General features: G+C 38.9%; 11 protein-coding genes. 1 reads left to right on the forward strand and 10 read right to left on the reverse strand.

Annotated elements, in window-relative coordinates; genetic code table 11:
- Positions 1 to 98: 98 nt before the first annotated feature.
- The 6 genes from JZO83_RS08880 to rpsB form a co-directional block, all read right to left on the reverse strand.
- Positions 99 to 899 (reverse strand): phosphatidate cytidylyltransferase, encoded by an 801-nt coding sequence (locus tag JZO83_RS08880; RefSeq protein ID WP_206857145.1) that lies wholly within the window; start codon positions 897 to 899, stop codon positions 99 to 101.
- On the reverse strand, positions 896 to 1,702 hold the full coding sequence (locus JZO83_RS08885; RefSeq protein ID WP_206857143.1) for an isoprenyl transferase: 807 nt from the start codon (positions 1,700 to 1,702) through the stop codon (positions 896 to 898). Before JZO83_RS08885 ends, JZO83_RS08880 begins: the two co-directional genes overlap by 4 nt.
- A gap of 179 nt (positions 1,703 to 1,881) precedes the next feature.
- Positions 1,882 to 2,439 carry a ribosome recycling factor gene (gene frr, locus JZO83_RS08890; RefSeq protein WP_206857141.1) on the reverse strand — a complete coding sequence of 186 codons (558 nt, stop codon included), beginning with the start codon at positions 2,437 to 2,439 and terminating at the stop codon, positions 1,882 to 1,884.
- 3 nt (positions 2,440 to 2,442) lie between these two features.
- Positions 2,443 to 3,165: a UMP kinase gene (pyrH, locus tag JZO83_RS08895; RefSeq protein ID WP_206857138.1), complete on the reverse strand. Its 723-nt coding sequence runs from the start codon at positions 3,163 to 3,165 to the stop codon at positions 2,443 to 2,445.
- A gap of 230 nt (positions 3,166 to 3,395) precedes the next feature.
- Positions 3,396 to 4,277 carry a translation elongation factor Ts gene (tsf, locus tag JZO83_RS08900; protein ID WP_206857136.1) on the reverse strand — a complete coding sequence of 294 codons (882 nt, stop codon included), beginning with the start codon at positions 4,275 to 4,277 and terminating at the stop codon, positions 3,396 to 3,398.
- Positions 4,278 to 4,373: 96 nt separating this feature from the next.
- Entirely contained in the window at positions 4,374 to 5,156 is a 783-nt protein-coding gene (gene rpsB / locus JZO83_RS08905) for a 30S ribosomal protein S2 (protein ID WP_010735184.1), read from the reverse strand.
- A 371-nt stretch (positions 5,157 to 5,527) separates the two neighbouring features.
- Here rpsB and JZO83_RS08910 point away from each other — a divergent pair, with 371 nt between their 5' ends.
- A complete protein-coding gene (locus JZO83_RS08910) occupies positions 5,528 to 6,013 on the forward strand; it encodes an ArgR family transcriptional regulator (protein ID WP_206857135.1) in 486 nt (161 codons plus the stop codon).
- 105 nt (positions 6,014 to 6,118) lie between these two features.
- On the opposite strand, the gene argS is transcribed toward JZO83_RS08910, so the two are convergent.
- The 4 genes from argS to arcA all read right to left on the reverse strand — a co-directional run bounded on the left by argS (position 6,119) and on the right by arcA (position 11,755).
- Positions 6,119 to 7,810, reverse strand: a complete 1,692-nt coding sequence (gene argS, locus JZO83_RS08915) for an arginine--tRNA ligase (protein ID WP_206857134.1) — start codon at positions 7,808 to 7,810, stop codon at positions 6,119 to 6,121.
- Between the two features lie 536 nt (positions 7,811 to 8,346).
- Complete coding sequence (gene arcC, locus JZO83_RS08920) at positions 8,347 to 9,300, reverse strand: carbamate kinase (RefSeq protein WP_207115540.1); 954 nt, start codon at positions 9,298 to 9,300, stop codon at positions 8,347 to 8,349.
- A 113-nt stretch (positions 9,301 to 9,413) separates the two neighbouring features.
- Positions 9,414 to 10,433, reverse strand: a complete 1,020-nt coding sequence (argF, locus tag JZO83_RS08925) for an ornithine carbamoyltransferase (protein ID WP_206857121.1) — start codon at positions 10,431 to 10,433, stop codon at positions 9,414 to 9,416.
- Positions 10,434 to 10,525: 92 nt separating this feature from the next.
- Complete coding sequence (gene arcA / locus JZO83_RS08930) at positions 10,526 to 11,755, reverse strand: arginine deiminase (RefSeq protein ID WP_206857118.1); 1,230 nt, start codon at positions 11,753 to 11,755, stop codon at positions 10,526 to 10,528.
- Positions 11,756 to 12,242: the final 487 nt, after the last annotated feature.

The raw sequence follows: 12,242 nt of genomic DNA on the forward strand, positions 1-12,242 counted from the left end.
AAAAATAAAAATCCTGTAAAGAATCTCCTCATCGATCATGTCTTGTTGACGCGTAGCTGACTGACCGTTTTGGAAGCTTCTTTTACAGAATTTTTTACTTATATCAATCCAAATAAATACATGACTGGAAAGACGAATAACAGACTATCGAATCGATCTAAGATTCCTCCATGCCCTGGTAAAATATTCCCTGAATCTTTGACCTCATAGTGACGTTTGATGGCTGACTCAACTAGATCCCCAAATTGTCCAACGATCGAAAGGATGATTGTCAGAAGTAACATGATCAGTAATCCATGACCAAACAATTCTTGCGGTGGATATAATAAGAAATACAATAATGCAACAACTACTGCACTAGCGATTCCTCCCAATGCCCCTTCAATCGTTTTATTAGGTGAGATCTCGGGACATAGCTTGCGCTGGCCAAAACGTCGACCAACTAGATAAGCACCAATGTCGGTTGCCCAAACGATGAATAACCCAAACAATAGTACGTTGATTCCTTCTGTACGTGCACTGACAAAGTTCTGAAAGCCAAAACCGACGTACAGACTGGTTACGACTGGAAAACCAGCTTCATCGATCGTGTACATGTTTTTTGAAAAGACGGCTGCGCCTAACAGGATCATCACTGTTAAATAAAATAACATAAACTCATTCGTTTGTTCAGGTAGAAAGAAAAACCATCTTTCTTTCGGCAAAACAAGAAATACTGCTCCGATAGCAGAAAGGATTCCTTCAAAACTTAGTAGTGTCAAGCCTTTCATTCGAAAAAGCTCATAGACACCAACGACTGCTAATAGAGCGGCTACTAATTCAAGACCAATGCCGCCGATCCAAATGATTGGAATAAATAATGCTAACGCTACTACCGCAGTGATCACACGTTGCTTCATGATTGTTCTCCTTTATCTACGCTTTTTACTCCACCAAAACGACGGTCCCGATGTTGATAAGAAGCAATTGCTTCTTCCAAGTGAGCGCCGTCAAAATCTGGCCATAATGCTTTTGAAAAATATAATTCACTGTATGCGATCTGCCACAACAAAAAGTTGCTGATTCGTTCTTCGCCACTTGTGCGAATGACCAATCCAGGATCACGAAGTTCAGGAGGTAAAAATCCGGTCATCAAATGATCCGCAATCATTTCCTCGTCGATTTCTTCCGGAGAAAGATCATTTTCTTTTACCTGTTCACTGATTGCTTTGACTGCCGAGATGATTTCTGCCCGACTGCCATAATTCAACGCAAAGTTTAAAATCATCCCCGTATTATCTTTCGTTTGTTCAATGGCACGACGAACTGCATCTTGTGTATGCGCAGGCAACAACTCTTCGTACCCCATCACTTGGACTTTGACGTTTTCAGCAATCAACTCAGGAACGAACGTATCAAAAAAATCGACTGGTAATTGCATCAAAAAATTGACTTCGTCTTTTGGACGTTTCCAGTTTTCAGTAGAGAACGCGTAGAGTGTCAATACTTTTACCCCAAGACGAGAAGCTTTTTTGGTGACTTTCTTAACAGTTTCCATTCCTTCTTTATGACCGGCTACCCGTGGAAGGCGACGGTTTTGTGCCCAACGACCATTCCCATCCATAATGATGGCGATATGTTTCGGGATATCCCTCTCAGCATCAAAATGGTGTTCACTTTTTTCTTGAATATATTTGTTTTTTTGCGGAAAAAAACGTAACATTCTTTTTCCTCCCATACTAAAAAATTACAGCTATCTCTATTATTATAGCAATATCTGACGTTATTTCCTATGGTATACCCTTTTTTTATGCAAATTCAAAGGATTTTTTAGTATTTCTTAGTCGAAAAGTAAAAAACAGGAGACAGCATTGCTTACTGTCCACCTGTTTTTGTTGATTCTTATACTTCCAGTAATTCTTTTTCTTTGTCAGCAGCAATACTGTCGACTTCTTTGATGCTGTTATCTGTCAGAGTTTGCACTTCTTTTTCTAAGTCACGCAAATCGTCTTCTGTGATATCGCCATTTTTTTGTTGTTTCTTGTATTCATCGATTGCATCACGACGAATATTGCGGACAGCGATTTTCGCATTTTCAGCTTCTTTTTTTACGTCTTTCGCTAATTCTTTACGACGTTCTTCTGTCAACTGAGGAATCACTAAACGGATCACATTTCCGTCATTTGTTGGGCTGATCCCAATGTCACTTGCCATGATCGATTTCTCGATATCTTGAAGGACGCTTTTATCGAATGGCGTGATCATCAATACACGTGCTTCTGGAATTTGGATCGAAGCCAACTGGTTCAACGGTGTTGGTGCGCCATAATAATTAACAGTGATACGATCTAACAAGCTCGCATTCGCACGACCGGCACGGATCTGTCCAAGTTCACGTTGTAGATTTTGTGCTGCTTTTTGCATTTTGTCTTTTGCTTCTGTCATAATTGCATCTGCCATTGTTTATTTCCCCCTTACGGTTGTTCCGATATTTTCACCTAAGATTGCTCGGCGAATGTTTCCATGTTCGTTAAGATTGAATACAAGTAGTGGGATATCGTTGTCCATGCTCAATGAGCTAGCAGTTGAATCCATTACTTGTAATCCTTTTGCAATGACTTCCATATGTGTCAATTCATCGAATTTCACTGCGCTTGAATCGATTTTTGGATCGGCAGAATAAACACCGTCAACATTGTTCTTAGCCATTAAAATAACGTCAGCGCCAATTTCAGCTGCGCGTAATGCCGCAGTTGTATCTGTAGAAAAATACGGGTTACCAGTACCACCGGCAAAAATAACGATACGCCCTTTTTCTAAATGACGCTCTGCTTTACGACGGATATATGGTTCTGCGATTTGTCGCATTTCAATGGAAGTTTGGACGCGTGTAGGAACACCGACATTTTCTAATGTATCTTGTAATGCTAAAGCGTTCATCACAGTCGCTAACATGCCCATGTAATCTGCTTGTGCACGTTCCATCCCCATTTGTGCGCCGATTTGACCGCGCCAAATATTTCCACCGCCGACAACAATTGCCATCTCAACACCTAACTCGTGGACTTCTTTGATTTCTTGGATGATTTCTTTGATAACTGGCGGTTTGATCCCAAACCCTTCATCTCCGGCTAAAGCTTCTCCACTTAATTTTAAGACGACACGCTGATATTTTGGTGTGACCATGTTCATTCCTCCAATATTTTCTATTGACATTCTACCATATCCAGATAGTTTAGGCACGAAAATACCTACACACATCTCTTGCCCTAAAAAAAAGAGCTGTGACGAATGTCGCTGCTCCTCATTTCATTCAAATAAGCGATGTGGCCAATGCGGTCTCAAAGAAAATGAAGAAAACTCTTCACTTTCTTTGGACCAAACATCGTACCCATTAATCAAGTCCGTAAACTGGATTATTTTTTCACTTGGTTCATTACTTCTTCAACAAAGTTATCTTCACGTTTTTCGATACCTTCGCCGACTTCAAAGCGGACAAATGTTTTCACAGTTGCGCCTTTAGAAGCAACGTATTTTTCAACAGTCATATCAGGATCTTTAACGAATGGTTGGTCAACCAATGCGATTTCAGCTTTGAATTTGCTCAAACGTCCTTCAACCATTTTTTCAACGATGTTCGCTGGTTTGCCTTCGTTCAACGCTTGTTCAGTCAAGACTGTACGTTCGTGATCTAATTCAGCTTCAGGAATTTGAGTTTCGTTTACATAACGAGGGTTGATTGCTGCTACGTGCATTGCAACGTCTCTAGCAACTGTATCGTCAGTTGTTCCTTCTAAAACAGCTAATACAGCAATACGTCCACCCATGTGTAGGTATCCGCCAAATGCAGCATTGTCATCTTTTTCGATTACTTCGAAACGACGGAAGCTGATTTTTTCTCCGATAACTTGTGTTGCTTCGATCAAGTCAGATTCAACTGTACCTTTTGATGTTTTGATTTTCATTGCTTCGTCCATGTCAGCTGGTTTGTTTTCAGCAACTAGTTCAGCGATTTCTTTTACTAAATCTTGGAACATTTCGTTTTTAGAAACGAAGTCAGTTTCTGAGTTAACTTCAACGATTGCTGCAGTATTTCCTTTCACTGCAACTGAAGCAAGACCTTCAGCGGCGATACGATCGTTTTTCTTCGCAGCTTTAGCCATTCCTTTTTCACGTAAAAGATCAACTGCTTTTTCAATGTCGCCTTCTACTTCAACCAATGCTTTTTTCGCATCCATCATTCCTACGCCAGTCATATCGCGTAGTTCTTTTACCATTTTAGCTGTAACATCTGCCATTTTTACTTCCTCCTAATTATTTTCTTTAAAAAAAGCTGTTTCAAAGGAGAGTGAGGCTTGTCGCCTAGCCTTTGAAACAGCTCCATCATTTAAAAATTATTCTGCTGAAGAGTTGTCGCCTTCTACAACATCAACGATTTCTTCGATTGAAGTTGCAGTGTTTTCTGCTGAAAAATCTTCTTCAACAACTTGATCTTCCCCTTGATTACCTTCGATGAAAGCATCAGCCATTTTTGAAGTGATCAATTTAACGGCACGGATCGCGTCGTCGTTTGATGGGATAACTACATCGATCTCATCTGGATCGCAGTTTGTATCAACCATTGCTACGATTGGGATATTCAATTTGTGTGCTTCTTGAACAGCAATACGTTCTTTACGTGGGTCAACGATGTACATTACATCTGGAATTCTTGGCATATCAGCGATACCACCTAAGAATTTTTCAAGACGTTCACGTTGTTTGTTCAAACCAGCAACTTCTTTTTTAGGTAGAACAGCAAAAGTTCCATCTTCTTCCATTGCATTGATTTGTTTCAAACGAGCGATACGTTTTTGGATCGTATCCCAGTTTGTCAATGTTCCACCTAACCAACGGTGGTTTACAAAGTATTGTCCAGCACGAGTTGCTTCATCTTTGATCGCTTCTTGTGCTTGTTTTTTCGTACCTACGAATAAAGCAACGCCGCCTTCTTCTGCTACGCTCTTCATGTAATCGTAAGCTGCATCTACTAATTTAACTGTTTTTTGTAAGTCAATAATGTAGATTCCGTTTCTTTCTGTGAAGATATATTTCTTCATTTTTGGGTTCCAGCGACGAGTTTGGTGACCAAAGTGTACGCCGGCTTCTAGTAATTGTTTCATTGAAATTACTGCCATGTTTGTTTCCTCCGATTTGGTTTTTATTTTCCCTCTTCTTGTCTTCCAACTCGCTAGCCAACTTTTTCAAGCACCGACCAACGATCCAACAAGAATGTGGATTTATCGAACAGACGATCAAGATACCCGAAGATAGTCTTTTTCTGCTCAACATTCAATAGTTTAACTGAAAAGCAACGAAATTTCAAGAAAAAATATCAACTTATACGTTTTTTTGTCTTTTCTCTTCAAGACTCTTTTTGATTCTTTTCTTTTGCGAAATTTTTATAAGGCATTCGTGAAAATCGAAAGCTAGATCAAAAATAAAGATGGGCAAATCAACGTTTTTTTGTTATGATACTTGTGAAATGTTTCGTTAAAGGAGAAGTAGGATGCGAAAAAATGAGCGACACATATTAATTAAACAAATCATTGAAGATTATACGATCCGTACACAAGATGAAATGTTAAGCAAGTTGACCGAAATGGGCGTCTCTGCTACACAAGCGACGATTTCAAGAGATATTCGTGACTTAAAAATCGTCAAAGCCCCTGATGAGAACGGGGTGTCCCATTTTGTTCTTTTCAAAGAAAAAGAATCGGCAGAGTCAAAAAGCGAAGATGAAAAGCGTTTGATCCAAATGATTGAAGATATCGTGTTGAAAGTGGAACGTGTCCATTTTTTGACCATCGTCCATACCTTACCAGATAATGCCCCGTTGTTTGCTGCTGTATTAGATGAAATCAAACCGCCACATATCGTCAGTACTATCGCTGGTTTCGATACAACGATCATTATTTCAAAAGATGATGAAGATGCGCAGTTAGTTGAAAAATTTTTGCATCATCCGACTGAAACCTCTATTTTTGACCAATAATCAATAGAAAAAAAGGAGTAGAAATCAATTGCGATTTCTACTCCTTTTTTGTGTCAATCCTCTAGCATTTTTTTCTTTTATATTGGATAAATGAATTTTAACTTATTACATTTTTTCCGGAGCATGCAACCCTAATAGACGTAAATCTTCTTTCAGCAAGACAGTCACCGCATAAACTAATGCTAAGCGTGCTTCTTTTTGTTCATCATCCGCTAAGATTTTTGTATGTGCATAGTATTTGTTGAATGCTTGTGCCAATTTGATTGCGTGTTTCGCAATGATCGATGGCTCATATTTTTCACCTGCTTGAAGCACTGTTTCAGGATATTTCTGTACAAGCTTCACGACTTCCCAACTATTTTCATCGTTCAACGCATAATCTTGTTCTTCAGAAGGGACAAAACCTGCTTTATCTAGCAAGCTCATTGCACGTGCATGAGTATATTGTACGTAAGGTCCTGTTTCCCCTTCAAAACGAACAACTTCTTCAAGATTGAAGTCAAACGTATTCAAACGATCATTTTTCAAATCATGGAAAATAACAGCACCGACACCCACTTGTTTTGCGATGACATCTTTGTTTTCCAAATCAGGATTCTTTTCACTGATTTGTTGTTTTGCTGAGTCGATCGCTTCATTCAATACTTCTTCTAGTAAAACGATTTTCCCTTTACGTGTTGATAGTTTTTTTCCACCTTGTGTGATCAAACCAAATGGGATGTGGTGCATATCATCTGACCAGTCAAAGCCTAGTTCTTTCAAAACAGCTTTCAATTGTTTGAAGTGATAGCTTTGCTCATTCCCAACGACATACAATGATTGACTGAAATCATACGTACGTTTACGGTACAAAGCAGCTGCCAAGTCACGTGTGATATATAGTGTCGCACCATCTGATTTTTTGATCAATGCAGGATTTAGGTCATAAGCAGATAAGTCAACGATCTCTGCTCCTTTATCTTCTTGCAAGAGATGTTTTTCTTCAAGTAATTCAACGATCTCATCCATCTTGTCATTGTAGAAAGCTTCTCCGTTCAATGAATCAAAGCGAACTTCTAATAAATCATAGATCTTGTTGAACTCTTTCATTGATTCGTCACGGAACCATTGCCATAGCTCCATTGCTTCTTCGTCGCCTTCTTCTAGACGCTTGAACCAAGAACGAGCTTCATCATTTAATTCAGGTTGTGTTTCAGCTTCTTCGTGGAATTGGACGTATAAACGTAATAACTCATTGATTGGTTCTGCTTTTACCGACTCAGCTGAACCCCATTTTTTGTAAGCAACGATCAATTTACCAAATTGTGTTCCCCAGTCGCCTAAATGGTTGATACGTACTGGTTGATAGCCTAGTTTTTCCATGATGAAACCAATCGAGTTTCCGATCACTGTCGAACGTAGGTGACCCATAGAAATCGGTTTGGCAATGTTTGGTGAAGACATATCGATTGGCACACTTCCTTGGTTTCCGATCGTGCTGTCGCCATAGTGTTCTTTTTCCTTCACTACAGTGCCTAACACTTGCTTACTGATGATTTCTTTGTTCATAAAGAAGTTCAAATATGGACCTACGACTTCGATCTTTTCAAAATTCGTTGCATCGATTTTTTCTGCTAGATCCGCCGCGATCTGTTGAGGTGCTTTACGGAAGATTTTTGCTAATGAGAACGCAGGAAATGCGACATCTCCATGTTCTGCTGATTTTGGATTTTCCAATAATTGGGCAACTTGCTCCAACGTCAAGTCATCTTGTACTACTTCATATAGTGCTTTTGCAACAACATCTTTGTTATTCATCTATTTTCCTCCTATATATTGTTTGCTGTAAAACAAAAAAATCTCTAGCAAATCCATACTTTCCATGAATTTACTAGAGACGAGAATTCCCGCGGTACCACTCCAATTGTCCTAAAAAAGGACCTGCTCCATCTGATATCGGTAGACGACCGTCTGTCTAAAACAGAGTTCTCCAAGTGCGCTTCATTGGGATTTGTTCGTCCGGCTTCCACTCTACCCAGACTCGCTTTGAACGAAATGACACCAATTACTCTCTTGTTCAGCAAACATTGCTCTTATTTAACTTGATTAAATTATAGCAGAAATCCAATCGACTGGCTAGAGTTTTCTTCATAAATAAACGGTGTTCGAAAAGCTGACCTTCAACAATAAGCTAAAAAACCCAAAAATATGAGAAGCTATTTTCTGATTTTCTATCTTATTGCTCAGGTCAAAGCGCTTTTCTCACAACCTAAAATGTCCAGGAGGTCTAAAGGAGAATAAAAACCAACTGGACATTTTATACACACGGTTATAGTAAAACTGTGAGAAAGAGCTTATGCTTCATCCGCAACGATGATCGTTCCTTCTTCTGAAGCCAATAGATTCTCAATGTTTTCTAAAGAAGTAATAATTGCTTTTCCAGCAGGGCGAGCTTCCACAAACGCAATCGCTGCTTCCACTTTTGGCAACATACTTCCTGGGGCAAACTGGTTTTCAGTAATGTACTGTTTCATTTCTGAAACGCCAACTGTTTCTAATTTCTTTTGATCTGGTTTTTGATAATTTACATACACGTTATCGACGCCAGTCAACACGATCAATAAATCTGCACCAATGATCTCTGCTAATTTTTCAGAAGCAAAATCTTTATCGATCACGGCTTCTTTTCCTTCAAGACCTGTCGCTGTTTCCACTACTGGAATACCGCCACCGCCAACAGAAATCGTGATGACACCTTGTTCCACTAATGTTTGGATGACACGAGCTTCTTTGATTGAGATCGGTTTTGGTGAAGCAACAACTTTACGCCAGCCACGACCAGAATCTTCTTTGAACGTTACGGAAGAATCAGCCTTCATTTGTTCATTTGCTTCTTCTTCTGTATAGAAAGGTCCCACTGGTTTGCTCGGATTTTTGAATGAAGGATCATTCTCATCAACGATGACTTGTGTTACTAAAGAAACGACATCTTTATCGATGCCTTTTTCTTTCAACACTTCACCCATTGCATTTTGTAACCAGTAACCGATTGAGCCTTCCGTCATTGCTACACATGTATCCAATGGCATTGCCGGTGTTTTTTCTGAGTCAGCTGCTTGTTGTTGAATCAACAAGTTCCCAACTTGTGGCCCATTTCCATGTGAGATGATCAACTCATCTCCTTGTTCAATAAATTTCACTAAGTATTTTGCTGTTTCCATCAACGCATCTTGTTGCGCTTTTGCACTTGCATCTGTTGATAAAATCGCGTTTCCGCCTAATGCAACGACCACTTTTCTATTTGCCATGTTTATCTCCCTTTCTTTCAGAACATTCTGAATTTTGCCGATGACAAAACAAGCCAGCGTTCCTCTCGAACGATCCTCACGCTGACTCGTTTTGATTATTTACTTGTTAGTGTTTATACACGAGGAATGAATAAGTTTCCTAATGTTGCTGCCATGATTGCTTTGATTGAGTGCATGCGGTTTTCTGCTTGCTCAAATTGGCGTGCATATTTGCTGCGGAACACTTCATCAGTCACTTCCATTTCAGTGATGCCAAAGCGTTCTTTCATTTGCTCACCGTATACAGTCTTAGTATCATGGAACGCTGGTAAGCAGTGTAAGAAGATCAAACGATCTGTATTGTTTGTTTTTTCTACCATATCCATGTTGATTTGGTAAGGTTTCAATAATTTGATACGCTCTTCAAACTTATCTTCTTCACCCATTGATACCCATACGTCTGAGTAAAGAACGTCAGCTCCGTCTACACCTTTCGCTACATCGTCAGTGATCATTAGTTGTGCGCCTGATTTAGCCGCAAACTCTTCAGCCATTTTCACGATTTCTTCTTCAGGTTGTAATTCTTTTGGTGCAACGATACGCATGTTTGTTCCTAAGATCGCACCTGTTACTAATAATGAGTTCGCCATGTTGTTACGGCCATCTCCACAATAAGCAACTGTGATGCCTTCTACTTTACCGAAGTTTTCTTGGATCGTTAAGAAGTCAGCGATCATTTGAGTTGGATGCCATTCGTCCGTTAAACCATTCCATACAGGCACGCCTGAGTATTCTGCCAATTCTTCAACCATTTGTTGGCTAAAGCCGCGGAACTCGATTCCGTCGAACATGCTTCCTAATACTTTCGCTGTATCTTCAGTTGATTCTTTTTTACCCAATTGGATATCATTCGCACCTAAGTATTCAGGATGCGCACCAAGATCGATTGCTGCAGTTGTAAATGCGGCACGAGTACGTGTTGATGTTTTTTCAAATAGTAACGCAATATTTTTTCCTTCTAAGTAATGATGTGGGATGCCACGTTTTTTCAAATCTTTCAAGTGTTGAGAAAAGTCGATCAAATACTGTAACTCTTCCTTTGTAAAATCTTTTTCTGCTAATAAACTTCTTCCTTGAAATACTGATTCTTTCATATGAACATTCTCCTTTAAAATTGTATTCTATTTGATATTTAGGTTAAGAGGAAATCTGATGGCAGCTGACAGTAACTGCCATCAGGAATAAACTATTTTAAATCTTCACGAACTAATGGTTGGCTCATGCAACGAGGGCCGCCACGACCACGTGACAATTCACTTGAAGTGATTTCCAATACTTTGATACCGTAGCTTCTCAATAACTCATTTGATACATAGTTACGGTTGTAAGTAACTACTACACCAGGAGCGATTGCTAATGTGTTTGAGCCATCATTCCATTGTTCACGAGGAGCAACGATCGCATCACCATTACCAGTAGGGATCAACACTAGATCATCTAACCCTAAAGCTGATTTCAATGACTCTTGTAAATCATCTGAATGAGAGATCGTGATATCATCGCCAGCTTGTTCAATTGTAAAGACATCCATTTTTCCTTCTTTACTTTGGATCGCTGGGTGGATCGTGAACTTATCATGGTCAACCATTGTAAATACTGTATCTAAATGCATCATCGCACGGTTATTTGGGATCTTGATTGCCAAGACTTTTTCAAATCCTGAATTTTTCGCAAATAAGTGACGTGCTAAACGCTCGATTGCTTTTGCATTTGTTCGTTGTGAGATACCAACAGCGACAACTGTGTCACTAAGGATCAATTCATCTCCACCTTCGATATGGTCTGGATTTTCACGATCCAACCATACCTCAACGCCTTTATTTGCAAAACGTGGATGGTGTTTCAAAATGTATTCTGTGAACATTGACTCACGACGACGTGCTTCAAACGCCATCTTATTCACTGTCATTCCGTTCCCCATTGATGCGGAAGGGTCTCTCGTGAAGTATAAGTTAGGCATTGGGTCCATGTAGAATGGATAATCATCATCAGCTGATAGATCATATAAGCTGCGTGATTTAACATCGATATCTTTTGTACGAACACCAGCCATGATCTTATCAACCATATCTTGTGTATCCATTGATAGAAGGAACTCATGAAGACCATCTCTAACAGCATTTGATGCAATGAAAGATTCGTCTAACATTTTATTTAAAAATTGCTCTTTGACATTACCCGCATCGATTGCTTCAGCTGCCAATTTTTCTAGATATAATGTTTCTGCCCCTTCACTTTGAAGTACTTGTGCAAATTCATCATGCTCAGCTTGTGCGATCGGTAAATATGGAATATCATCGAACAACAAACGGTCCATAATATCTGGCGTTAGATTTTCCACTTCTTGTCCAGGTCGTTTTAATAATACTGTCTTTAACTTCCCTATCTCAGAGAAAACGTGAATCGGTTTATCCATGTTGTGTTGCCTCCTTCGTTTTGTTTACATTCTTAGAATAAACCGGTTTTGTAATCACTTTCATGCTTTTCTCGCATTTAAAACGAGAAGAATCTCACATTATTAAACATTAATTAAATAATTAAACATTTTTGCAACTTTTATTAATAATTTCTCTTTTTTTTATACTGAAAACTCTCTCAAAAAAATTTTTATTCATCAAATTTTTTTTTATGTATATTTTTAAACTCCACTTAAATTAAGCTTGTTAGCGTTTACTTTATGTATATTATTTGTTTTTTATACAGTTTTATGATAGGTCAACAAAATTTATTCATTCGTTTTGTATAATTCTTACATAATAACAAAGTCTATTGATTTTTTATAATAAATTGCTTTTATCTGCGTGTATTTTCTCTTTTCTAAGAAACGTGATTCTACGGACAGTACCAAATGGTATTTATGACTGATCTTTATAAATCGTTATGTCCTCTCTTTTGAAAAATAG

The sequence above is a fragment of the Enterococcus sp. DIV1298c genome, from assembly GCF_017316315.1.
In the GTDB taxonomy this organism is placed as follows: Bacteria; Bacillota; Bacilli; order Lactobacillales; family Enterococcaceae; genus Enterococcus_B; species Enterococcus_B mangumiae.

Excerpts from the sequence above, each read along its gene's own strand:
- frr (WP_206857141.1), bottom strand. The coding sequence starts at position 2,439 with ATGGCAGATGCAATTATGACAGAAGCAAAAGACAAAATGCAAAAAGCA.
- JZO83_RS08885 (WP_206857143.1), bottom strand. The coding sequence starts at position 1,702 with ATGTTACGTTTTTTTCCGCAAAAAAACAAATATATTCAAGAAAAAAGT.
- rpsB (WP_010735184.1), bottom strand. The coding sequence starts at position 5,156 with ATGGCAGTAATTTCAATGAAACAATTACTAGAAGCCGGCGTACACTTT.
- argS (WP_206857134.1), bottom strand. The coding sequence starts at position 7,810 with ATGAATAACAAAGATGTTGTTGCAAAAGCACTATATGAAGTAGTACAA.
- arcC (WP_207115540.1), bottom strand. The coding sequence starts at position 9,300 with ATGGCAAATAGAAAAGTGGTCGTTGCATTAGGCGGAAACGCGATTTTA.
- arcA (WP_206857118.1), bottom strand. The coding sequence starts at position 11,755 with ATGGATAAACCGATTCACGTTTTCTCTGAGATAGGGAAGTTAAAGACA.
- argF (WP_206857121.1), bottom strand. The coding sequence starts at position 10,433 with ATGAAAGAATCAGTATTTCAAGGAAGAAGTTTATTAGCAGAAAAAGAT.
- tsf (WP_206857136.1), bottom strand. The coding sequence starts at position 4,277 with ATGGCAGATGTTACAGCTAAAATGGTAAAAGAACTACGCGATATGACT.
- JZO83_RS08910 (WP_206857135.1), top strand. The coding sequence starts at position 5,528 with ATGCGAAAAAATGAGCGACACATATTAATTAAACAAATCATTGAAGAT.
- JZO83_RS08880 (WP_206857145.1), bottom strand. The coding sequence starts at position 899 with ATGAAGCAACGTGTGATCACTGCGGTAGTAGCGTTAGCATTATTTATT.
- pyrH (WP_206857138.1), bottom strand. The coding sequence starts at position 3,165 with ATGGTCACACCAAAATATCAGCGTGTCGTCTTAAAATTAAGTGGAGAA.